This window comes from Kordia sp. E (assembly GCF_056033805.1).
The window spans coordinates 439,570-463,644 of sequence record NZ_JBRASR010000003.1 but is presented as its reverse complement, the minus strand read 5'-3'; the positions used below and the strand labels follow the sequence as shown (position 1 = coordinate 463,644).

The window sequence follows — 24,075 nt, the reverse complement described above, 5'->3', positions numbered from 1 at the left end:
AGCATTTTAAATTTAAATGGAGCTAAAACTATAGCTAAATCTGAACAAGTAAAAATTCTTGGAGGAGGAAACAGTTGTATACGTCAATGTCGTCAAGATTTTGTAGACTGCAGAGAAGATGGACATTCTCATTGCGCAGCTAGTCTTGCTGTTTGCAAATCTAGATGTTAATCTTTCAGTATGTTTAAGCGAGCTTCGGTTCGCTTTTTTTTGCACTTATACTCGTTATTTATAAATAGCGAGCAATATTATTTTTTGCCTTATCTATTTTGAATTAGTTTTGACTTATTGTCTAATTAAAACCTTGTTTTATGAAAAAAAAGAATTTAAAATCATTAAAGCTTAACAAAAAATCAATTTCAAATTTTGAAATTTTAAAGTTTGTTGGTGGGTCAGGATCTTGTGGTGTATGCCAAGATTCAGAGTATCCAACTTGTGGTACGAACACTGTTGGTCCAACGGTATTTGAAACCATGTGTGATCCAGATTTTCCAGTTCCTTTAGACCCAAATAAAATGTAATTCATTATTAAACACATTATATTTTAAAGTTTAGCGAACTTCGGTTCGCTTTTTTTGTTTTATCTAGATACATTCTACTTCACTCTTTAACATCACAACTATCACGTCTTCTCGTATCAATCAAATAAATAATTTTCCACTTTCCATTGTCTTTAAATAGTTGAAACGAATTTACTCCACAATGTAAAAATTTTCCATCGAGCCAAAACTCGTAAGGCGTCCACACATTTGCCATGGTTCCATCAACTTGCACGTTGTATGATTGTATACGTTCATCCCACGTTGGACTGTCAGCTCTAGTTACAACTGCTTTTATAAAACCATCTGCTTTTTGATTTCGCAATACTGCTTCTCCTTTTTTGGTCATAAAAGTTGTTTGCAGAATGATATCTTTATGAACGACTGCTTGCATCATGACAGAATCTTTTTGATGAAATCCTTCAAAGAATTGAATAACTGCTTGTTTTGCTGCTTTTTCGTCATCCGTTTGTGCATTCAAGCGAAAGCTTACAACTAAAATTAGAAAGAATATATATGGTTTCATGTTGATTGATTTTTTAGGAAATTAACTTAAATAAATTAAACTTAGTAGAGATTTATCATAGTTTTAAGATTTTTAACAGAATATAATTTTTAATAGACAAAAATAGTTTGATGTAGCGTTCAAAAGATACTGTCTTACAAAAGTTCATTTCATTTATTATCACTACATTGTTTTTCTAAAATAACTTAACCAATGATTACTACTATTTTAACCAAAGTATTACTTCCTTTATCGCTCGGTATTATTATGCTTGGTATGGGAATGACCTTAGTTCCAAAAGATTTTACACGAATTACAAAATATCCAAAAGCTGCTTTTATTGGTATTGTAAATCAACTTATATTTTTACCTATTATTGGGTTTTCATTAGCTATTGCATTCGATTTAGATGCTACGATGGCAATTGGATTGATGATTTTAGCAGCCGCACCTGGTGGACCAACAAGTAATTTAATTACACAGATTTGTAAAGGAAATATCGCGTTATCAGTAACATTGACAGCTATTGTCAGTTTTGCAACTATTTTGACGATTCCTGCTATATTATCATTTGCGCTTGATTATTTTGGAAGCAATTCTGAGGTTGTCATTAACTTACCTATAGTAGATATTATACTTCAAATACTTGTCATTATTGTAATTCCTATTACGATTGGAATGATTATTCGCCGTTATAAACCTGAGTTTGCAACACGCATGGAAAAACCAATGCGAACTGCTTCTACAGTAATTTTTATTTTAATTTTTGTCGCTATTGTTGCTGCAAAATGGAAGTTTTTAGGAGACGCCATGAAACAAGTCGGTTTGGTTACATTAGTTCTTAATATTGCAACCATGGCATTAGGATATGTAACTGCTCGCCTATTTAAGTTAAACTTAAAAGATTCTATTTCTATTACCGTGGAAAGTGGTATTCAAAACGGAACACTTGCTATTGTTATTGCTACTACAATTTTGAATAATTTAGACATGGCAATTCCTATTGTTGCCTATTCTATTTGGATGTTTGTTACAGGAAGTATTTTAATGTGGTATTTTGGTAGACGAAAAGATACAGAAGAATAATTCATGAAAAACGAACCAACAATACAAACGCTTCCGCAGAAAAAACTCGTCGGGAAATCAGCACGCATGTCTTTAATACAAAATACAACTCCAATACTTTGGAAAAGTTTTATGCAAAACCGAAAAAGTATCAAAAATGCAATTGGCACAGATTTGTATTCAATTCAAGTGTATGATGATTTATCATATTTTAGAAATTTCAATCCGCAAGCAACGTTTACAAAATTAGCAATGACAGAAGTGACTGATGTTGAATTGATTCCTGATGAAATGGAAACGTTGACAATCGAATCTGGATTGTATGCGGTCTTTATCTATAAAGGTTTACCTGAAGATTTTGCGCAATTCGCAAACTATATTTTTGGAACATGGTTACCAAATTCTATGTACACTTTAGATAATAGACCACATTTTGAAGTTTTAGGCGAACGCTATAAAAGAGCGAGTAAAGATTCTGAAGAAGAAGTTTGGATTCCGATTAAAGAAAAGAATTAAATAAATTATCTTTTACTACATTTTATGTACATCATTTCAATTACCTATAAAGTTCCGTTAAAAATTGTGAATCAGCACTTAGATGCTCACATTCATTATTTGGATCAACAATACGAATTGGGAAATTTTCAAGCTTCTGGCAGAAAAGTTCCTAGAACTGGTGGAATTATTTTATCTACAATAAAAGATAAACAAAGTTTGATGAATGTCTTAGAAAAAGACCCTTTTAAAATACATGATTTAGCAACTTATGAAGTAACTGAATTTATCCCTAGTAAAACATCGGAAGCATTTGCTTTTTTAAAAGAAAGTATTGTTAAATAAAAACCCTAGAAATCTTACTAATCGCACCGTAAGATTCCTAGGATTAACTAAACTAACTTGTATTACATTGTTTTCATAGAATATTAAAAGCAAAGCTGTGTACAAAGCCAATAATATGCTAGTAACAAGTAAACTTGTTATACAAAATCATATTAATTCAACATGTGTAAACTGTTTAATTTTTATGATTAAATACTAAATAAAGATACTTTATATTCATGTAAATTTTATAAAAAAAACGCCCTTCTAATTACGGACAAACTGTAATTATCAATGTTTCTACATTCAAAATGTGCCTATTACTTTTATTCCGTTTTTAAATTATTTCTCTCATCATCTGCTAACACTAGGTTTTTTATATTATTTTTATAGCCTTACAAAAATTTATATATGTCAGTAGCAAAAAAGCAGTACAAAAGAGTGACCGTAAAATCATTAGTAGACATGAAGAACAATGGAGAAAAAATTTCCATGTTGACTGCATATGATTATACCATGGCAAAAATTGTAGATGGTGCTGGAATTGATGTTATTCTTGTTGGCGATTCTGCAAGTAATGTAATGGCAGGGCACGAAACTACACTTCCTATTACATTGGATCAAATGATTTATCATGCATCTTCCGTAATTAGAGCTATAGATAGAGCTTTGGTTGTTGTCGATTTGCCTTTTGGAAGTTACCAATCAGATCCTAAAGAAGCATTACGTTCAGCGATTCGAATTATGAAAGAATCTGGCGGACATGCCGTAAAGGTTGAAGGTGGAAAAGAGATTAAAGAATCTGTTAAGCGTATTTTAAATGCTGGAATTCCTGTTATGGGACATTTAGGTTTAACGCCACAATCTATTTATAAATTTGGAACGTATACAGTTCGTGCGAAAGAAGAAGCTGAAGCTGAAAAGTTAAAAGAAGATGCTAAAATGCTTGAAAAAGCTGGATGTTTTGGGCTTGTTTTAGAAAAAGTTCCTGCTACATTAGCAAAAGAAGTTGCCGAAAGTCTTACGATTCCTGTAATTGGAATTGGTGCCGGAAATGGTGTTGATGGACAAGTATTAGTAACACATGATATGTTGGGAATGACACACGAATTCAATCCGCGTTTTTTACGTCGTTATTTGAATATGTATGAAGAAATGACAAATGCTTTTAAACAATATGCTGCTGATGTAAAATCTGTTGATTTTCCTAACGAGAAAGAACAGTACTAAGTATTGAGTATTGAGTATTGAGTATTGAGTATTGAGTATTGAGTATTGAGTATTGAGTATTGAGTATTGAGTATTGAGTATTGAGTATTGAGGAATTTATGTTTTTTAAATTCCCAATCATCATTTCGAGTGATTTTTTAAAAAAATTGTATCGAGAAATACTTAAAATCTAAGTAGTCTAAAAAATGTCTAAAATAATTTCAAACAAAAACAATCTCCAAGTACTTTTTGAAGACAATCATATGATTATTGTCAATAAGCGTGCAGGTGATATTGTACAAGGTGATAAAACAGGTGACAAACCACTTAGTGATGTTGTAAAGGAATATATAGCTGAAAAGTATAACAAACCTGGGAATGTATTTTTAGGCGTTGTACATCGCTTAGATAGACCAACAACTGGCATTATCGTCTTTGCAAGAACTTCGAAAGCTTTACCTCGATTAAATTTATTGTTTGCAGAAAAAAAAGCAAAGAAAACGTATTGGGCAATTGTTAAAAATGAACCGCCAAAAACACACGACACCTTAACACATTGGCTGCGCAAGAATCCAAAGAATAATAAATCGACCGCATTTGCAAAAGAAATTGCGGGAAGCAAAAAAGCAATCTTAGACTACGAAGTAAAGAAACGACTAGATCGATATATATTATTAGAAATTGCTTTACATACGGGAAGACATCATCAAATTAGAGCGCAATTGGCAACAATTGGTTGTGCTATTAAAGGCGATTTAAAGTATGGATTTGATCGTTCTAATAAAGATGCAAGTATACATCTACATGCGCGAAAACTTGTGTTTACACATCCTGTAAAGAAAGAATCATTAGAAATTATTGCGCCTTTACCTAAAGATCCAGTTTGGAACGCATGCACTTAATCCTTCACTAATTTCTTATCAAACATTGTTGATAAACTTTCTGAAAAAGAATATTGGCAAGTTCCCTTTTTTCAAGATTAATTTTTACTTTTAATAACAACCAAATACAACCAAATATGCGCATTGAAAGTGATATAAAGTTAGGCTTCAAAGATGTTATGATTCGACCAAAACGTTCTACTTTAAAAAGTCGTTCACAAGTTTCATTACAACGTACCTTTAAGTTTCTACATAGCGCTTATGAATGGACAGGAATTCCTATTATGGCAGCAAACATGGATACTGTAGGAACATTTGAAATGGCAAAAGTGTTGGCTTCCAAACAATTATTTACAGCTATTCATAAACATTATAGTATTGACGAATGGAGTACTTTTATAGCGTCTATTCCTGAAAGTTATATTCCATATATTGCTGTTAGTACTGGAACTAGTCAAAAAGACAATGATAAATTAAGAGCAATTTTCACTATACATCCGCAACTCAAATTTATTTGTATTGATGTAGCTAATGGATATTCACAACATTTTGTAGATTTTGTAAAAAATGCACGCGCTCAATTTCCTAGTAAAGTTATTATTGCTGGAAATGTGGTTACAGGCGAAATGGTAGAAGAATTAATTCTTTCGGGCGCTGACATTGTAAAGGTTGGAATTGGTCCAGGTTCGGTTTGTACTACACGTGTAAAAACTGGCGTTGGTTATCCACAACTTTCTGCAATTATAGAATGTGCTGATGCTGCACATGGTTTAGGCGGACAAATTATTTCTGACGGTGGTTGTTCCATTCCTGGAGATTTGGCAAAAGCTTTTGGTGCTGGTGCAGATTTTGTAATGCTTGGCGGAATGCTTTCAGGACATTACGAAAGTGGTGGTGAATTGATAGAACGTAATGGAGAAAAATTCAAACAATTCTATGGAATGAGTTCTAAAATGGCAATGGAAAAACATGTTGGTGGCGTTGCAGAATATAGAGCTTCCGAAGGCAAAGCGGTTGAAATTCCTTTGAAAGGTCACGTTTCTGATACGATTCAAGATATTTTAGGAGGTATTCGAAGTACCTGTACATATGTTGGCGCACCAAGACTGAAAGAGTTAACCAAACGTACTACTTTTATTCGTGTATCGGAGCAAGAGAATAGAGTGTATTCTTAGATATTGAGTATTGAGTATTGAGTATTGAGTAAAAATACTTTTACATTTAGCCTTTTGTTTTTATAGTTTTATTGACTTTTTTTTCGGTTCTAGATATTCCTTTCAAATCAATAAACTAAAATAACTTTTTAACTATTTTTTAAAGCATTTGTATGAAATGCCACTAAACCTTCTATTGGTCTTCTAACAATATTACCAACTGTAAAACCAAATTCTTTTGCAACCTCTTTGATTTCATTTTCTGAGAAAAACGCAATAGAACCCGCAAAATGAACAGGAACCGTTTTTAGTTCTTCTTTGTATTGCATAATCATGTTTTCAGCAAATTCGCGGAAGCCTTTTTTGATAAGGTTTACAATGTATTCTGAATCTTTGTTTAAAAACATGAATTCTGCAAAGTTTGCCAAATATGCATTCGGATTGGGTTGTTTATACAAGTTGTATTTGATGTAATCACTTTCAAGATTGTACTTTTCTTCAAATGCAACGCGAATTGAACTTGGCATTTTATTGAAGTAATAATCTCGGATTAATTGTTTTCCATAGTAGTTTCCACTAGCGTCATCCATTAGGCTATAGCCTAAAGAATTTACACGTTGATGTAGTTTTTCACCATCATAATAACTACAGTTAGATCCTGTTCCTTGTATACATACAACCGCAGCTTCAGAAGCATTATTTACAGTTGCATAAACCGCAGCTAAGGTATCTTCGTTTACAGAAGCTTGTGCATTTGGGAAAAAGTTTTCTAATACTCCTTTTAGTAATAAGCGTGGATTTTCCGTTCCGCAACCGGCTCCATAGAAAAATATATGTGTTACCGTATGACGATGTGCTGAAAGTTCTTTGCTTTTTTTGATGGTTTTCTTTAGCTTTTTCTCTGCCAATATCGCAGGGTTTAACCCTTTTGTACGAAGCTTATCTAATAATTGATTTCCATCTTTGTCCACTGCAATCCAATCGCACTTTGTGGAACCACTGTCTACTACTAAAATCATAGGATGAATATAAAATAAATTTCCTGTTTACAGAAAATGTTTTTTTAAAGAAGTATTATTTATAAATCGAATAAAGCGCAATCGATACTATTCGGTTGCGCTTTATTGACATTTTATATTATAAGTTGTGAACGTATAATGCTAAATCAACTAATTTGTTTGAGTATCCAAATTCATTATCATACCAAGATACGATTTTGAAGAATTTTGAATTTAATTCAATTCCAGCACCTGCATCAAAGATACTTGTACGATCATCACTTACAAAATCTTGAGAAACAACTGCTTCTTCAGTATAACCAAGAATTCCTTTTAATTCTCCTTCAGATGCATCTTTGAATGCCTTTTTGATTTCTTCGTATGACGTTTCTTTTTCTAAACGAACTGTTAAGTCAACTACAGAAACATCAACTGTTGGTACACGGAAAGCCATTCCTGTAATTTTTCCGTTTAGTTTAGGGATTACTTTTCCAACTGCTTTTGCAGCTCCTGTACTTGTTGGAATGATATTGTTCATTGCAGAACGACCTAATCTATAGTTCTTTTTCGATGGAGAATCTACAGTGTATTGTGTAGAAGTTGCTGCGTGAATTGTTGTCATTAATGCTTCTTCAATAACGAAGTTATCATCTAATACTTTTGCCATAGGCGCTAAACAATTTGTTGTACAAGAAGCGTTTGAAACAATATTGTCAGAAGCTTTTACATCTTTATGATTTACGCCCATTACAAACATTGGTGCATCTTTAGAAGGTGCAGAGATTACAACTTTTTTAGCTCCAGCTTGAATATGATAATCAGCAGTTTCTAATGTTGTGAAAATTCCAGTACATTCTGCAACTACATCAACTCCAGCTTCATCCCATTTTAAGTTTTTTGGATCTCTTTCCGCTGTAACACGAATTGTTTTTCCATCAACAACAAGGTTTCCATCTTTTACTTCAATCTTTCCATCAAATCTTCCATGAACAGAATCGTACTCTAATAAATACGCTAAATGATTTACATCTAATAAATCATTAATAGCAACTACATCTACATTGTCACGCTTTATTGTTGCTCTAAATACTATTCTTCCAATTCTTCCAAATCCGTTAATTCCTAATCTTGTCATTTTATTCTCTTTTTTCTTTCTATTCTTACTTTACACTGATAGTATATCAGATATTCTCAATAATTCTTTATTTATGTTATGCTCGCCTTTTACAGCTTTTTCAATACTTGTTACGACTACTTTGTTATCTGATAAACCAACCATTACATTGGTTTGTCCATCTAAAATTAATTCTACAGCTTTTACACCAAGTCTACTTGCCAATACACGATCAAAACATGTTGGTTTTCCTCCACGTTGCATGTGTCCTAATACAGATACACGTGCTTCATAATCTGGTAAGTTTTCGGTAACATATTCTGCTAATTCAAATACATTTTTACCTATTTTATCTCCTTCAGAAACCACTACAATACTTGACGATTTTCCGCTTCTGCGACTTCTTTGTAATGATTCTAATAATCTGTCCAATCCTAAGTCTTCTTCAGGAATTAAGATTTCCTCTGCTCCTGCTCCAACTCCAGCGTTTAAAGCAATAAATCCAGCATCACGTCCCATTACTTCCACAAAGAATAATCGGTTGTGTGAACTTGCTGTATCACGAATTTTATCAATGGCTTCTACAACTGTATTTAATGCTGTATCATAACCAATTGTAAATTTTGTTCCGAAGATGTCATTATCAATTGTACCAGGAACTCCAATTACAGGAATGTCATATTCTTTACTAAAAATCATTCCTCCAGTAAATGTTCCGTCTCCACCAATAAGTACCATTGCTTCAACACCTTCTTCTTTAAGGTTATCATATGCTTTTTTTCGTCCTTCTTTGGTTTTGAATTCTAGTGAACGTGCCGATTTTAAAATCGTTCCACCTTTGCTCACAATATTTTTCACACTACGTGCAGTAAGTTCTACACTATCGGCTTCAATCATTCCTTGATAACCTCTATAATATCCTACACATTTTACATTGTAATATGAACATGCTCTTGCTACAGCTCTGATGGCTGCGTTCATTCCTGGAGCATCTCCTCCAGAGGTCATTACGCCTATTTTTTTGATGTTACTTTGCATGCAATTTTTAATTTGAATAGTAAAGCTAGTAAACTTATTTTGATTTTATAGTACGCTTGAGACTAATTTTATAGTGTTCGAAAATTTCAAACGTTTTCGTTAATAAGTTCTCAGAATTTTAACGTTTTAATCGCTACTTTTTTCAGTTTTATCAAACTTTTCTGAAAGTGAAAATTGATTTTTTGGAGAGTTTTAATTTTACTTTCTTGAATAAAAAGATGCTGTTTTTTACTGATCTTTTTCAGTCTTCTTAGCTTCTGATTTTTTAGAATCTTCTTTTTTTTCAGTTTTCTTTTTGTCTGTAGTTTTTTTGGCGTCTTTTTTGGGTTCGTTTTTATTCACAAATTCTACGACTCCATTTCCAGCTTTGGCTTCTTCCTCATCTTTTTTCCTCTTTTCTTCTGCCATTTTCTTTTTCCCCTTAAAAACTTTGTCGACCAATTCTTTTAAGGTATCAAAATCTACTTGGTATGATAATCCAATTCCTTGTGTAAATCCTTGAATTTCTCCAACATATTGAATTTGATTTTGACGATTGAATATTTTTGCTGTCAGCGTACGATCTTCATTTAATGAGATTTCTATTTCTGCATCTCCAACTATTGCCGTTTGTGTAACACCGCCAACTGGAACTCCTATTTGTCCATTAAAAGTAATTTTATCACTAATTCGGCTTGAAACAGTTAAACCTAATTGATCCGCCGTTTCTAAATTTAAGGAACGATCAGCTTGACTGTAATTTACACCAACATTGAATTTACCATCTCCATCTCCAGAAAGTGCATCATTAATGATTCCTGTTGCTGTTTCTATTAAGTTTCCTGTGAGTACATTTTGATTGATGTTTACATCATTTACAAAACGACCTTGCGATAATAAGGATAATGCTTGTAATCTTCGTTTGTCGTCATCATTTAATAAAAAGTCTGTCAACTCAGACTGTGCAACACCACGCGTTGTTGGAAACGTAATATTGAATAACGGATCTGGCTTCATTAAATCTCCTGTCAATCGAATGCCAACTTCTACAGGGATTTTTTTGTTAAATGTAGGACTGTCTAATAATACATCAGGATTTGCTTCTAGATTGTAAACCGCTTCTACATTTAATTGCGCTTTGAATGGATCGCCTTCCCAAGTAATGGTTCCTTCTGGTTTTACCGTGAATTTTTTATTGATGATTCCACGATATTTAAAGTTGTATTCACCTTTGTATGTGATAAAATCTCCCCACATATTGAATTTACCATTGGTATTGATTTCCATTAGTAAACTTCCTACTCCACTTCCTTTTATGGTACTTCCTGTACTTTTGTCAACTACAATTTCAACTTCGGCATCTGGTGTAACATCTAAATCAAATTCTAATTCCAATCCTTTGAAATCATCTAAAGCATTTTCTGCTTGACTTTTTGGATCGTAGAATTCTTCTTTGGATACAAATTTTATAAATGATGCATCACCAATGGAAGCCACATCACTAATAGGGATTTTTAACGACGTTCCTTTTTCCGTCTTTCCTTCTACACGGATTAAAAGTTCGTCTGTCGGACCTTCTATCCAAGCTTCTCCACTGATATAACCTGTTCCATAGTATAAGGCTTCTTCATCTTCATCCAAGTCTGTATTTAAAACTAATAAACGATCTGTATTAATGTTTAAACCAAGAATCCAATCGCCAAATGATGTATGCGAAATGGTTCCGTTGAGTTGTCCTTTAGTATAATCTTGTGTATCGAGAATGGTTACATCATCAAATTCAAATGTTTGATTGTATAATTTTACAATAGAACTGTTTGCCAAATCTAAATCTACATTGAGATATGGAATGTACAATCCGCCAGCCAAAATACTGAGTTCTCCATTGATTGCTGGATTGTTAAGATTTCCAACCACTTTAGCATCACCCGAAATTAATCCTCGAATCTCCGTTATAACGTCTTCGCCTAATGGGCTAAATGGAGAAATGTCAAATTTGTCAATTTTTGCATCTACATCAATCGTATTGACTTTTCCAGACATGTTAATGTTTCCAACAGCCACTAACGATTCAATCGTTTCGTTAACCAATTTTGCGTTGACATCAAATTTTTCAAGACTTTCGTCACCTGTGATGTCAATATTTAAATCTCCTAATAGTTTATCATTCACTTCTAAACTTGCAATATCAAGTTTAGATTTTGGCACATAACCACCATTTATTTGCTTAATATCAAGTTTCCCATTGACTTTTCCGCCTAAGCGAATACTATCAATAGAAGGTGTAATTTTTTCTAATCCGACATCAATAAACTGCAATCGAATGCTTTTATCATTCTTCCCAAATAACTGTCCTTCTAAGTCAATTTCTTCATTTTCATGATTCATGACAATTTTTTCAATGAAAATAGAATCCAGCGTTTTATTAAAGATGAATCTGTTTTGACGATTGTTTTCATTGTTTACAAACCATTTATTTCCTCTAAATGAAACATCAGATCTTTTGAGTCCGACAACCGATTTGTTAGTATTATCAATTGTATGATAGAAACTCAGGTTGTAAATATCATCAAATCCTTTTCCACCTTTAAATTCTGTTCTAAAGAATAATGTATCGTTGATGGTTTTATTAATTAGATTGAATTCACTTGCGTCATACCATTTTGTAGTGATTCCTGCAATTTCAAGATATGTATTGAATACTGGATTTTTATTATCTATTTGCAACTCTACATTATCAACTTTGTTTCCGTAAGCAACTATTTGTGGCGTTTTGAAAGTCAGTTTAAATTTGTTTTCATCACCACTAATACTTCCACGAAGCGATGTGTTTTTTGATAACTCTACATCTGGAAGAAATACATCTACAATTTTATTATAAATTTTAAAATTGAACGTTAAATACTGATTCGGAAGCACTTTTATAGGTCTGTAATTGGCGTAAATACTTCCGACAGAGTTTTGCACCAAGTCAATAACTTCATCAAAATGAAAACGTCCTGTAAGCGTTCCTTGAATGATATCGGGTGAATCGACCGTGATTTTCCGAATGTCTTTGTCAAACTCAGAATTCACATTAAAATTCTGAAAAGCATAGGTTGCATTCTGATTGGTATATGCAATTTTCTTGAAGAAAATATCACCAGCCATATTATCAATATTGTTTCCAACAACATCCAATACAACATCTCCTTTTAGAATCGACGTTTTGTCTCTTGTCACAAAATTTAGTTTGTGTAAATCTAAAAAGTCTATGGATGCTTTGAAACGAAATTCATTTTCAGCACCTGATAAATCTGCCAATCCTTGAAAGTTGAATTTTGCATTTGGATCGTTTGAAACTAAATTCCCATCAAATAATTGATCTTTTAAAACTCCAGAAACATTCAGGTTTTGATATTCATACTCATTATATTCTAGCTTAAAAATACGTCCAACAATTTCAGTATTTAGTTTTTCTTGTGTAAATCCTTTTCCATCAACATTTGCGTCTAATGTTATTTTCCCAATCGTTGGATCATCAATAAAAACTCCTAAATCAAAATCTTCTAACGTAATATTCCCAACATAGGAAGCATTATCAATATCATCAATTTGTGTTAATTTTAAATCAGATACTGAACCACCGATTTCTGTATCTATAATTAAGTTAGCATCTATCGATTCTTCCGTAATTTCTGTTGTACCACGTATATTGAATTGTCCAAACTTTTGAAATGATGATGGCAAGGTTCGTCCAAGTATATTTGGTAATAAAGTTCGTAATTGATAATAATTTGAAGACAATCGATCAAAGTCTCCTTTCATATAAAAAGGTCGTTGTGACGTAAATAGGTTTTGATAACGAACATCTCCATTGATGACTGTACTTGGTGAATTGAATTTGAAATTTTTCGTTGTAAAATCATTTAAAACACCTGTTATATCTGTAGAAAACGTTCCTTTTTTGTTTCCAAATTCATCATAGAAGTGATTCAGTTCGTTGAAATCTAGCTTAGAATCATTAAAACTTGCAGTAACTTTCACTTTGTCTAAAAAGTTTGCAAAATCTTTTCGATCATAATCAAAAATAACAAATCCGTTGAGTTCCGAACCTTTTGTTTTGATTACTAAATCTTCAAAACGCATTTGTGTCAACGTATACTGAAACTTAGAGTTCATTTTATCCACACGCAATCCACGATGATCTAAAAATGTTAAACCCTTTACATTTCCGTACACATTTGGACCTTGTACTTTGAAATCATGAACAATTCCTGAAAGCTCTTGAAAATCAAGGATATTTGTACTTTGATGGTTTTGATCTTTGTATCTAAATTTACTATTCGTAAGTTTTAATTTGGAAGTCGTCAATAAGAAATTAGAAGGAGTTCCATCAGAAGGTTCAGAATCTAGTTTGGCAATAAAAACATCTAAAGTCGTATCAATAGAATCTTTTTCTGTGTTTATATTTAATGTTAAACCATCAATATTTACACCGCCAAACTCTAATTTACTATTAATTGCATTTTTTACACTTAAAATAGAAGCTTCAAGTGTTTGCACATGAATCAAGGTATCTTTTAGGTAATCTTCAATGTAAATATCCTTCAAAGAAATATCACCATTCCATTTCAATCCAATACGATCTATATTAATATTTGTCTTGTAATGATCATTCAAGCTTTTCGTCACTTTTCGTCCAATGGCAGTCTGCACAGCTGGAATCGAAAAGAAAAGTAATAAAAACATAAAAATTAGCAGAATTGCTAATAGAATACGTTTGATTATTTTCCAGGCTCTTTTGATGATGTAAAGGATTAAATGTTATATCTCGTTAGACAGTGCAAATTCATAAAAAAATAATAAAAAACACGATGTTTAGCATATCTTTGTGAACTTATTATCAATTTTCATGCCTTTCAAAATTTATGAGCACAAAAGATGTATATATTTTAGCTATTGAATCATCGTGTGATGATACATCTGCCGCGGTATTGAAGAACGCAAAAGTTTTATCAAATGTTGTTGCAAATCAGAAAATTCATGAAGCATACGGAGGTGTAGTTCCTGAATTAGCTTCGCGTGCACATCAACAAAACATTGTTCCTGTCGTACATCAAGCATTAGCTAATGCAAATATCGATAAAAAACAGCTAACTGCCATAGCTTTTACGCGCGGACCTGGATTAATGGGTTCTTTGTTAGTTGGAACTTCTTTTGCAAAGTCGTTAGCACTTGGTTTGGATATTCCATTGATTGAAGTAAATCATATGCAAGCGCACATTTTAGCGCACTTTATTGAAGATGATTCACAAGAAATTCCAACGTTTCCTTTTTTAGCAATGACCATTTCTGGTGGACATACACAAATTGTGGTTGTCCGTAATCATTTTGATATGGAAGTTATTGGTGAAACGATTGATGATGCTGTTGGAGAAGCCTATGATAAAAGTGGAAAAATATTAGGATTGAAATATCCTGCTGGACCAAAAATTGATAAGCTGGCAACACAAGGAAATCCAAAAGCGTTTCCATTCCCTAAACCTAAAGTACAAGGATTAAATTTTAGCTTTTCAGGATTGAAAACAGCTATTTTATATTTTATTCAAAGACAAACGAAAGAGAATCCAAATTTTATTGAAGAGAACTTAGTTGATGTTTGTGCGTCTATTCAATATACAATTGTGAATATTATTTTAGATAAACTAAAGAAAGCTGTCAAACAAACTGGAATTAAAACCATTGCAATTGGTGGTGGCGTTTCCGCGAATTCTGCCATTCGAAAAGCATTAAAAGATGGAGAACATAAATTTGGTTGGAAAACACATATTCCAAAATTTGAATATACAACTGATAATGCCGGAATGATTGGAATCGTTGGCTACTTGAAATATTTACAAGAAGATTTCACTGATGAAGCTGTGACGGCGAATTCTAGGATTAAAATATAGTTTTGAGAAGTTAGTATTGAGTATTGAGAGTTTTTAATTACTAGTTTCTAGAAAGTATAGAAACGTCGGTTCGAGTGATTTTCGATAGAAAATTGTATCGAGAACTACTTTAAAAACGGATTTGTATTTTTATTATATGGTTTAAGAAACTAATACTTCTCGATACAACGAATCGTAGATTCGTCACTCGAAGAGACGAATAGTTTATTTTGAATTCAACATTTAGCATTTAAAATCTCAATAAAAACATGGCATTTAACGAACGTTTAGCAAACAGAATTAGAGAACAGTTTACTTTTTTTTCTGAGTCTTTTACAGAGAAGAAAATGTTTGGTGGTATTTGTTTTTTGTATGAAGGAAAAATGACCATTGGTATTGTGAAAGAAGATTTAATGGTTCGTGTTGTATCTGAAAAGATGGAAGAAAACTTAGCAAAAAATTTTGTGCGTCCGATGGATTTTACAAAGAAACCAATGAAAGAGTTTATTTATGTTTCGCCTGAAGGTTGTGAAACCGAACATCAATTGTTATTATGGATTGAACTCGGTTTGGAACATGCGAAGTATAAATTGAAGCAATAAGGCTCTTGGCTCTTGGCTCTTGGCTCTTGGCTCTTGGCTCTTGGCTCTTGGCTCTTGGCTCTTGGCTCTTGGCTCTTGGCTCTTGGCTCTTAAAAAGTATCCTATTTATTTAACATTCAATATTTATAATTCATAATTTAGCATTCACAATTGATAATTTTCGAAAATGCAACTTTTTTACACACCAGAATTAACACCCGAAACCAAAAACTACACGTTTTCTAAAGAAGAAAGCAAACATATTGTGCGTGTGTTACGTAAAAAAGAAGATGATATTCTACATATCACCAACGGAAAAGGATATATTTTTTCTGCTCAAATTACCATTGCGGATCAAAAAAATTGCATGATTGAAATACAATCATACGAATTTCAAGAACGTACTAAATATCGAGTACATTTAGCAGTAGCTCCGACAAAAATGAACGACAGATATGAATGGTTTTTAGAGAAAGCTACCGAAATCGGAATTGATACGATTACACCGATTATTTGTGATCGATCGGAACGAAAAGTGGTTAAAGCAGAACGTTTTGAAAAGATTATTCAATCTGCAACAAAACAATCATTAAGTGCTTATTTTCCTAAATTGAAATCTGCAATTTCGTTTTCAAACTTTATCTCAACACATAGAGACGAACAATTGTTTATTGCGCATTGTGAAGAAGACAAAAAGCAATCGTTAAAACAAGCATTGCAATTAAAAAAAGATGTTACCATTTTGATTGGTCCAGAAGGTGATTTTTCTCCGAAAGAAATTGAGCTTGCTTTAGCAAATAATTATATTCCTGTTACCTTAGGTGACACACGTTTACGTACCGAAACTGCTGCAATTGTAGCGTGTCATAGTGTTGCTTTTTTGAATCAGTAATGATACTTACTTGATAATTTGAGAATTATTATGGACTTATACAATAGTACGTCATTCTGAGCTTGACTCAGAATCTCATAAAATATTTCCTTACTGTTATGTGAAGCTGAATCAAGTTCAGCTTGACGCTAGTTTCTAAAACAATACGTATCTATATCTACCTAAATACCAAGAGCAAAGCAATATTAAAGAGTCAACTTTTGTGCACTCAAAATATCTTTTCGTTCGTTTTCAAGAATTAATAAAACCGTTAATTTATCATTCTTAGTTACAATTTCAGGAATGTGAAATGTATAGTTTCCTGTTTTTTTGACTTCCGTCAGATAGTTCTCTGCGACAACAATATTGTTATTTTTCAAGGTTCTTCTAGCATTTTCACCACGTTTCACTTCCGTTGTACGTTCTTGAATAGCTAAAACAACTCTTGCCTTTGTATTTGATATATCACCTTCAATTGTATAATTGAACTGAACCGAATTCTCAACTTGTTTTTTCGCGCTAAGCGAAATACCATATTTAGAAGACTTCTTTTTATATTCTTTAATCTTCGCATACATTTTTGAACGGTTTGAACCTACAAAATGCTCTTTCCCATTGACAACAACTGCTGGTGTATATATTCTATTGTCATTAAATTTTCGTGCGTATGAACGTTGTTTTTCTGTAAATTTCTTTTGACTAAACGGATCTTTCCAACCGATATAATCCCAATAATCAACATGATACGATAACGTAAATACATTGTCAGCTTTATATTCATTTCCAACCTTGTCTAATAATACATCTGCACTCGGACAGCTTGAACAACCTTGGGATGTAAATAGCTCCAATACAACCACAGATTCCTGTTTTTTATCCTCATTATCTACAAAAGAGGCAAAAAAGAATACGGCAAAAAGTGAAAGTGTTATTAAATATTTTCGTTTCATGATCTTAAAGTTTAACTTGCAATATATAATACCAAATAAACTTTAAAATGAGCGTTTAAAATCGTTTTTATTTACTTTATATTTTAATATAAAACAGAACCGTAGCTAAGGCTATGCTTATATTTTCTATTTCATCTAAAGCAACTATAATTCAATTTTTTATCAATCATTTTAAAGACTATTTGATATAAGACGATTTTACATGAAGAAGCTTACGTTACTTTTATTTTTATTGAGCATTTCGCTTACATATTCACAAGAAATTGGCATTTTGAAATATGGCGGCGGCGGCGACTGGTATTCTAATCCCACTGCGATTCCAAATTTGATTAAGTTTTGTAATCAGAATATAAATACTGCTATTAAAGCAAAACCAAAAACTGTAGAAGTTGGAAGTACTGACATATTTCAATATCCGTTTTTACATATGACAGGACATGGAAATGTTTTGTTCTCAGAAGAAGATGCTGAAAATTTACGTAAGTATTTAACTTCTGGCGGTTTTTTACATATTGATGATAATTATGGAATGAATCAATATATTAGAAAGGAACTGAAAAAAGTATTTCCAAATCAAGAATTAAGAGAAATTCCCGCGACACATCCAATTTTTAAGCAACCATATTCATTCCCGAAAGGATTACCAAAAATTCATGAACACGATGGTTTGCGTCCGCAAGCATTAGGTATGTTTCATGAAAATAGATTGGTTTTATTATTCACGTTTGAAAGTGATTTAGGTGATGGTTGGGAAAACAAAGAAATTCACAATGACTCTGATGAAGTTCGCTTGAAAGCCTTGCAGATGGGCGCAAATATTGTGAACTATGCTTTTAAACATTAATTAAAACTTCTTAAAGATTTAGTTATGAAACTTAGTTATTATTGTGCTTCAACTTCTTGTGGAAAGATAAATTATATCAAAGTGAAATCTGATAATCGCTATGATTTGAAGGACGAAATCGGTGAAGAATTCAATGAACGCTGCAAACATTGTGGAAAACATACCAAGAAACATATCAATAGACTTTACGGAGAAATGGATATGACAGTTGTATGGATTGCTTTCCTTATTGCTGCTATACTTACAGTTATTGTTTGGAATATAGGTTTTATTAGTGGCGCAGTAACTTTTGGTATTCCAGGATTTTTTTGGTTTGATCAAAAAAGAAGAGCTACTAAATTTAATAAATTGATGCTAGATTAAATTTTATGAGTTACAACCTTTTTTTAGATGATATTCGCGTACCAGAAATGGTTTATAGGAATCCTGATGATTATAACTTTGTGATTGTACGTACGTATGAAAAATTTGTAACGTATATTGAAACAAATGGACTTCCAAAATATATTAGTTTTGATAATGATTTAGGATTAAATGCAGATGGAGAAGTTGCAGAAGATGGTTATGCAGCTGCAAAATGGTTGGTATACACTTCTGGGTTAGATTTAACACAACTAGACTTTTATGTCCATTCTGCAAATCCTGTGGCAACGAAACAAATTGAAGGTTTATTGAACAATTACATCAAACATTTAAAATCGAATACTTAATAAGCAATATTTATATATGATTTTAGAGTTTATTTATGATAAGAAAGCAGTTAGCAAAGACGAGCAAGAATTTCTAAAAAAAGTATACTATATTGCTAAAAAAGAATTTGACAGTATAGATGATATTATTAAAGTCATTCAATATTTTCCACATGAGTATGTTGAATCTGAAAATGGCTGGGAAAATGCTATCTATCCCGGAAAAACGGAAACTATTCCTTCAACAAAAAAGAATATTGCTTCGGGAATTATTTTTAATGCTTTAGAAAAGGCACTAACAATTAAGTAAATACCTTTCATGTCACAACTCACACATTATACCACCAATTTTAACAAACGAACATTTCCAATTACCTTGGTTTCTGATCAAGTATCAAATGCGCCAAATATTGGTTCATTGTTTCGTATTTGTGATGCTTTTGGTGTGGAAAAAATTATTTTTTGTGGTGATGAAATTCCTGTTTTTGGACGAAAGATGACGAAAACATCGCGTGCAACTGAAAAAGTTATGCCTTTTGAGATAATTCCAGATATTCATCAAGTTGTTTCAAAATTACAAAAAGAAGGATATACTATTATTTCGTTAGAGATTACAGAAGAAAGCCAATCTATTCATACTATTGATTTTTCTAAGTTTGAAAAAATAGCATTGGTTATTGGCGATGAAAATTTTGGTGTAAATCCAGAAACTTTATATGAATCAGACATTATAACTCATATAGAAATGTTTGGACAAAATAGTAGTATGAATGTTGTACAAGCTACAAATATTGTTCTTTATGAAATAACGCGTCAACATGTTGCGAACTAATTTTATTGTATTATTTTTATCTACAAACCAATTTTTATGACTTCATCAAATACAATTGCAAACGGAATTTTAAAAGCTGCGGGAGTTATTTTTGCACTTTGGTTACTCTACCATTTTCTCGATAAAATTCAGTCAGTGATTGTATATATTGCTATTGCTGCCGTAATTTCGCTAATTGGACGACCAATTATTCGTTTCTTAAAAAAACGTTTAAAATTCAAAAACACATTGGCCGTCGTTTTTACAATGGCACTTATGATTGGATTATTAGTTGGATTAATTTCAATGTTTATTCCACTAATTGCTGAACAAGGACATAACTTATCGTTGGTAGATATTGACAAATTACAAGAAAATGTACAAAGTTTATACGCACAAATCTCAGAATACTTAGCGGCTAAAAATATAGATTTTGAACGATCATTAGATGAGTCAAAAATATTTTCAAGTTTTGATTACACCATTATTCCAAACTTTTTTAATTCGCTCGTCAGTGGTTTAGGAAACTTTAGTATTGGTTTATTATCTGTATTATTTATTTCGTTCTTTTTACTAAAAGACAGCCAATTACTAGAAGATGGCGTGATGGTTTTTGTGCCAGATAGTAAAGAATCAAGATTGAGCAAATCATTTGAAAAGATTAAAGATTTACTCTCAAGATATTTTGTAGGATTGGTTTTTCAGATTCTAATTCTATTTGTTATTTACACAATCGCACTTTTAATTTTTGGAATAAATAACGCTATTGTAATTGCTTTTTTATGTGCTTTGTTAAACTTAATTCCATATATCGGACCTTTATTTAGTGGAGTTTTGATGTTGTTATTATGTATGACAAGTAATTTAGAAGCTGATTTTAGTACCGTAATTTTACCAAACACTATTGGTGTGATGATTTTCTTCCTTATCGGACAATTGATCGATAATTTCTTGAGTCAACCACTAATATTTTCAAGTTCTGTAAAATCGCATCCGCTAGAAATCTTCTTGGTTATTATCATTTGGGGAATTCTGTTTGGAATCTTAGGAATGGTTGTTGCCGTGCCTTCATATACTGCGATTAAAGTAATTTTGAAGGAGTTTTTATCCGATAATAAAATTGTAAAATCGCTCACAAAAGATCTATAAATCTTGAATCCTGCATTATTATCTTCTGAAATTCAACAATTCATCAACGAACATCTTCATGATGATTTGACAAAACTTTTGTTGAAATACAAAACAGTTGAAGGGATTCCATTTTCTGAAATTATTGAGCAAATTGAAGCGAAAGCACGATGTCAAAAAAAGTTACCAACTTGGTTTACTTCCGAAAATATCTATTATCCAAACAAATTAAACATTGAACAAACTTCCTCTGAACAAACAGCAAATTACAAAGCTAGTTTGATGCAAGGAACTAAAATCATTGATCTAACAGGCGGTTTTGGTGTAGATTGTTATGCCTTTTCAAAACAATTTAAAGAAGTAACGCATTGTGAAATTTCGCAAAAGTTATCCGAAATCGTGACACATAATTGCAAAGCGCTTCAAGTTCCAAATATAAAAACTATCAATGAAGATGGAATTGCATATGTACAAAATGCACAACAAACCTACGATTGGATATATATTGATCCTTCTCGTAGAAATGATGTAAAAGGAAAAGTTTTTTTATTAGAAGATTGTTTGCCTGACGTTGTTACGCATCAAGAAACATTATTTAAATATACTGACAACATCCTTATTAAAACATCTCCGCTGCTCGATATCACCAATGGTTTGCGCTCGTTACAACATGTAAAAGAAGTTCATGTGGTTGCTGTACATAACGAAGTGAAGGAGTTATTATGGTTGTTAGATAAAAATACAATTACTGAGGACGTTTGTATTAAAACCGTAAATCTCAAAAAGGAAGCAACAGAAACATTCGATTTTCAGTTATCTGAAGAAAAAGAACAAACCGTAGATTTTGCACTTCCAAAAAAATACTTGTACGAACCAAATGCTGCGATTTTAAAAGCTGGTGGATTTTTGAGTATTGCAACTACTTTTAAACTTCAAAAACTGCATCAACATTCACATTTATATACATCTAATACATTGGTTTCCTTTCCAGGAAGATGTTTTACGGTAGAAAAAGTATTGCCATACACAAAAAAGATTATCAAAAAAGAGCTAAATTTGAAGAAGGCAAATATCACAACTCGAAACTTTCCAGAATCAGTTGCAACAATTCGCAAAAAATTAACACTTGCCGACGGCGGAACCGACTTTTTGTTCTTAACCACCGTATTTACTGGAAAAAAAGCGGTTATTCATTGCAAAAAAGCATAAGAAATACTTCAAGAAAATCGTTTTTACGGTTTTACCGTAGCATTTATAATCACACACCTTATCTCATACTTAAGACTTCTGCCTACATTTGAACCATGCAATACAGTTTTAGGGATTTAGGGGAATCCACTATACTTTGGGGAACTTTTAATTAAGTTCCCCTTACTTCTTTTATAGGGTTATGTGAATTTCAAAAAACTATTCACTATTAAGATTTTTCATCGAATTAATGTTTCATATCGAATAAAAGATACACTTTAACGATTCAACATATTCTTCACAACATAAATACCTTTTAAGCATATCAAACCTATAAATTTGGGTATTGGTTTTTAGATAACTAGTAAATAACGATAAATGTAGCCGTGCTTGTAGTTTTGCACGGCTTTTTTTATGCTATTTATTTCAAATAAGTACTTCTAGTCTTTTACTATCATAAAAAATATCTATTTTTTTATATAGAAAAAATCCTACAATTAGTAGCTTTAAACGATTATATGTGGAGTTTATAGAATGTAAATTCAAAATTCAATAAATTATCTAATCTTATCTATAGATTTGTTCGACTGAATTCAGAATGAGGATCTTTAATTTATTTATTGCACATAACACTCAATCATTCTAACACATACGTTTGTAATTTTTTTAAGCCGAAAACTACAAATGAATATTCAGAAAAACAGCAAATGAAAGTTTGGTAACAAATTTTCACTATTGTTGTATGCAAATACAACTCTTATAAAAGGAAGGTTTATGGTAGGGCCTTCCTTTTTTTTATACCCTTTTTCCAAACTTTTTTAAAATTAAATCTTCAAAAATAACATCTAATTAAAAAACATATTGTAATATTGCAATATGGGAATAACAAAAACAATTGGATTTTCAGAAGATATTATTCAGATGGCTGACATTTTAAAAGTATTAGGTCATCCTGCACGCTTGTCCATTATGGAATTTTTAGCAAATAGTCCATCATGCATTTGCAATGATTTGGTCGCAGAACTTCCGTTAGCACAACCGACAATTTCTAGGCATTTGTCTGAATTGAAACGTGTTGGATTGATTCAAGGACAAATCTCTGGAAAGAATATTTGCTATTGCATTAATCCAAAAAAATGGGAAGAAGTTATACAGCATTTAAAAATGATCACTACTTCCCTATTCACAACAAAAAAATGTTAATTACACTAAAAAAAATATTATGAAATTATCAGAAGTAAAAGCACATTTGCAAAATATAGAACAATTAGATTTTGTTTTACCTAATTCTCAAAAGGTAGAACGTCATTTTCATGTAACAGAAGTTGGTATGATTACTAAAAACTTTATTGATTGTGGTGGAAAAATCCGCAATGAGAAAGTCGTGAATTTTCAATTATGGTCTGCTGATGATGTTGATCATAGATTAGAACCAAAGAAGTTGATGAATATCATTACACTTTCTGAAAATACATTAGGTATTGAAGATTTAGAAGTTGAAGTAGAATACCAAGCAGAAACTATTGGTAAGTATGGATTAGATTTTGACAACGGACATTTCTTATTAACAACAAAGTTTACAGACTGTTTGGCAAAAGATAAATGTGAAATTCCAGCAGGAAAACCAAAAATGAAACTCTCAGAATTACAAGCACAAATGAATGGTGGTTGCACGCCAGAATCAGGTTGTTGCTAAGAAATAGTTATGATCCTAGATTATGCATTAGAAATTATATAATACATTCCTAATGCATAATTCAGGATTAAATTAGATTCATATCGTCGATATTATAAAAAAAC

At 31.9% G+C, this 24,075-nt stretch carries 25 protein-coding genes; 19 read left to right on the top strand and 6 right to left on the bottom strand.

Annotated elements, in window-relative coordinates; translation table 11 throughout:
- Window positions 1-311: 311 nt before the first annotated feature.
- Entirely contained in the window at window positions 312-521 is a 210-nt protein-coding gene (locus ACUUYC_RS15250) for a hypothetical protein (protein WP_474267170.1), read from the top strand.
- A 79-nt stretch (window positions 522-600) separates the two neighbouring features.
- Here ACUUYC_RS15250 and ACUUYC_RS15245 read toward each other — a convergent pair whose 3' ends face one another.
- Window positions 601-1,065: a nuclear transport factor 2 family protein gene (locus tag ACUUYC_RS15245; RefSeq protein WP_474267168.1), complete on the bottom strand. Its 465-nt coding sequence runs from the start codon at window positions 1,063-1,065 to the stop codon at window positions 601-603.
- A gap of 192 nt (window positions 1,066-1,257) precedes the next feature.
- On the opposite strand from ACUUYC_RS15245, the gene ACUUYC_RS15240 reads away from it, so the two are divergent.
- The 6 genes from ACUUYC_RS15240 to ACUUYC_RS15215 all read left to right on the top strand — a co-directional run bounded on the left by ACUUYC_RS15240 (window position 1,258) and on the right by ACUUYC_RS15215 (window position 6,193).
- On the top strand, window positions 1,258-2,130 hold the full coding sequence (locus ACUUYC_RS15240; protein ID WP_474267166.1) for a bile acid:sodium symporter family protein: 873 nt from the start codon (window positions 1,258-1,260) through the stop codon (window positions 2,128-2,130).
- A 3-nt stretch (window positions 2,131-2,133) separates the two neighbouring features.
- Window positions 2,134-2,625 (top strand): GyrI-like domain-containing protein, encoded by a 492-nt coding sequence (locus ACUUYC_RS15235; protein WP_474267164.1) that lies wholly within the window; start codon window positions 2,134-2,136, stop codon window positions 2,623-2,625.
- A 24-nt stretch (window positions 2,626-2,649) separates the two neighbouring features.
- Window positions 2,650-2,949, top strand: coding sequence for a YciI family protein (locus ACUUYC_RS15230; RefSeq protein WP_474267162.1), 300 nt, complete (start codon window positions 2,650-2,652; stop codon window positions 2,947-2,949).
- Between the two features lie 390 nt (window positions 2,950-3,339).
- Window positions 3,340-4,158, top strand: coding sequence for a 3-methyl-2-oxobutanoate hydroxymethyltransferase (gene panB / locus ACUUYC_RS15225; protein ID WP_474267160.1), 819 nt, complete (start codon window positions 3,340-3,342; stop codon window positions 4,156-4,158).
- A 185-nt stretch (window positions 4,159-4,343) separates the two neighbouring features.
- Window positions 4,344-5,039 carry an RluA family pseudouridine synthase gene (locus tag ACUUYC_RS15220; protein ID WP_474267158.1) on the top strand — a complete coding sequence of 232 codons (696 nt, stop codon included), beginning with the start codon at window positions 4,344-4,346 and terminating at the stop codon, window positions 5,037-5,039.
- A 116-nt stretch (window positions 5,040-5,155) separates the two neighbouring features.
- Entirely contained in the window at window positions 5,156-6,193 is a 1,038-nt protein-coding gene (locus ACUUYC_RS15215) for a GMP reductase (protein WP_474267156.1), read from the top strand.
- 128 nt (window positions 6,194-6,321) lie between these two features.
- Here the strand turns inward: ACUUYC_RS15215 and ACUUYC_RS15210 are convergent, their stop codons facing one another.
- The 4 genes from ACUUYC_RS15210 to ACUUYC_RS15195 form a co-directional block, all read right to left on the bottom strand.
- Window positions 6,322-7,191 (bottom strand): N-acetylglucosamine kinase, encoded by an 870-nt coding sequence (locus ACUUYC_RS15210; protein WP_474267154.1) that lies wholly within the window; start codon window positions 7,189-7,191, stop codon window positions 6,322-6,324.
- A 118-nt stretch (window positions 7,192-7,309) separates the two neighbouring features.
- Complete coding sequence (gap, locus tag ACUUYC_RS15205; RefSeq protein WP_474267152.1) at window positions 7,310-8,305, bottom strand: type I glyceraldehyde-3-phosphate dehydrogenase; 996 nt, start codon at window positions 8,303-8,305, stop codon at window positions 7,310-7,312.
- A gap of 30 nt (window positions 8,306-8,335) precedes the next feature.
- The gene (gene pfkA / locus ACUUYC_RS15200; RefSeq protein WP_474267150.1) at window positions 8,336-9,322 is read right to left on the bottom strand and encodes a 6-phosphofructokinase; all 987 of its coding nucleotides are present in this window, start codon (window positions 9,320-9,322) and stop codon (window positions 8,336-8,338) included.
- Between the two features lie 228 nt (window positions 9,323-9,550).
- Window positions 9,551-14,032, bottom strand: coding sequence for a translocation/assembly module TamB domain-containing protein (locus ACUUYC_RS15195; protein WP_474267148.1), 4,482 nt, complete (start codon window positions 14,030-14,032; stop codon window positions 9,551-9,553).
- A gap of 179 nt (window positions 14,033-14,211) precedes the next feature.
- On the opposite strand from ACUUYC_RS15195, the gene tsaD reads away from it, so the two are divergent.
- The 3 genes from tsaD (at window position 14,212) to ACUUYC_RS15180 (ending at window position 16,686) form a co-directional block, all read left to right on the top strand.
- The gene (gene tsaD, locus ACUUYC_RS15190; protein ID WP_474267146.1) at window positions 14,212-15,234 is read left to right on the top strand and encodes a tRNA (adenosine(37)-N6)-threonylcarbamoyltransferase complex transferase subunit TsaD; all 1,023 of its coding nucleotides are present in this window, start codon (window positions 14,212-14,214) and stop codon (window positions 15,232-15,234) included.
- A 248-nt stretch (window positions 15,235-15,482) separates the two neighbouring features.
- Window positions 15,483-15,815: a TfoX/Sxy family protein gene (locus tag ACUUYC_RS15185; RefSeq protein ID WP_474267144.1), complete on the top strand. Its 333-nt coding sequence runs from the start codon at window positions 15,483-15,485 to the stop codon at window positions 15,813-15,815.
- A 166-nt stretch (window positions 15,816-15,981) separates the two neighbouring features.
- Window positions 15,982-16,686, top strand: a complete 705-nt coding sequence (locus ACUUYC_RS15180; RefSeq protein ID WP_474267142.1) for a 16S rRNA (uracil(1498)-N(3))-methyltransferase — start codon at window positions 15,982-15,984, stop codon at window positions 16,684-16,686.
- Between the two features lie 185 nt (window positions 16,687-16,871).
- Here ACUUYC_RS15180 and ACUUYC_RS15175 read toward each other — a convergent pair whose 3' ends face one another.
- Entirely contained in the window at window positions 16,872-17,615 is a 744-nt protein-coding gene (locus ACUUYC_RS15175; protein WP_474267140.1) for a DUF1223 domain-containing protein, read from the bottom strand.
- A gap of 202 nt (window positions 17,616-17,817) precedes the next feature.
- On the opposite strand from ACUUYC_RS15175, the gene ACUUYC_RS15170 reads away from it, so the two are divergent.
- The 9 genes from ACUUYC_RS15170 (at window position 17,818) to ACUUYC_RS15130 (ending at window position 23,971) form a co-directional block, all read left to right on the top strand.
- A complete protein-coding gene (locus ACUUYC_RS15170; RefSeq protein WP_474267138.1) occupies window positions 17,818-18,459 on the top strand; it encodes a DUF4159 domain-containing protein in 642 nt (213 codons plus the stop codon).
- Between the two features lie 24 nt (window positions 18,460-18,483).
- Window positions 18,484-18,822: a bL33 family ribosomal protein gene (locus tag ACUUYC_RS15165; RefSeq protein WP_474267136.1), complete on the top strand. Its 339-nt coding sequence runs from the start codon at window positions 18,484-18,486 to the stop codon at window positions 18,820-18,822.
- Between the two features lie 5 nt (window positions 18,823-18,827).
- Entirely contained in the window at window positions 18,828-19,169 is a 342-nt protein-coding gene (locus tag ACUUYC_RS15160) for a cyclic-phosphate processing receiver domain-containing protein (protein ID WP_474267134.1), read from the top strand.
- A gap of 16 nt (window positions 19,170-19,185) precedes the next feature.
- Window positions 19,186-19,458 (top strand): hypothetical protein, encoded by a 273-nt coding sequence (locus ACUUYC_RS15155; protein ID WP_474267132.1) that lies wholly within the window; start codon window positions 19,186-19,188, stop codon window positions 19,456-19,458.
- Window positions 19,459-19,467: 9 nt separating this feature from the next.
- Window positions 19,468-19,980 carry a TrmH family RNA methyltransferase gene (locus tag ACUUYC_RS15150; protein WP_474267130.1) on the top strand — a complete coding sequence of 171 codons (513 nt, stop codon included), beginning with the start codon at window positions 19,468-19,470 and terminating at the stop codon, window positions 19,978-19,980.
- 36 nt (window positions 19,981-20,016) lie between these two features.
- Entirely contained in the window at window positions 20,017-21,108 is a 1,092-nt protein-coding gene (locus ACUUYC_RS15145; RefSeq protein WP_474267128.1) for an AI-2E family transporter, read from the top strand.
- Window positions 21,109-21,111: 3 nt separating this feature from the next.
- On the top strand, window positions 21,112-22,296 hold the full coding sequence (locus ACUUYC_RS15140) for a THUMP-like domain-containing protein (RefSeq protein ID WP_474267126.1): 1,185 nt from the start codon (window positions 21,112-21,114) through the stop codon (window positions 22,294-22,296).
- 855 nt (window positions 22,297-23,151) lie between these two features.
- Window positions 23,152-23,478: an ArsR/SmtB family transcription factor gene (locus ACUUYC_RS15135; protein ID WP_474267124.1), complete on the top strand. Its 327-nt coding sequence runs from the start codon at window positions 23,152-23,154 to the stop codon at window positions 23,476-23,478.
- A 19-nt stretch (window positions 23,479-23,497) separates the two neighbouring features.
- Window positions 23,498-23,971, top strand: a complete 474-nt coding sequence (locus tag ACUUYC_RS15130) for a DUF6428 family protein (protein ID WP_474267122.1) — start codon at window positions 23,498-23,500, stop codon at window positions 23,969-23,971.
- Window positions 23,972-24,075: the final 104 nt, after the last annotated feature.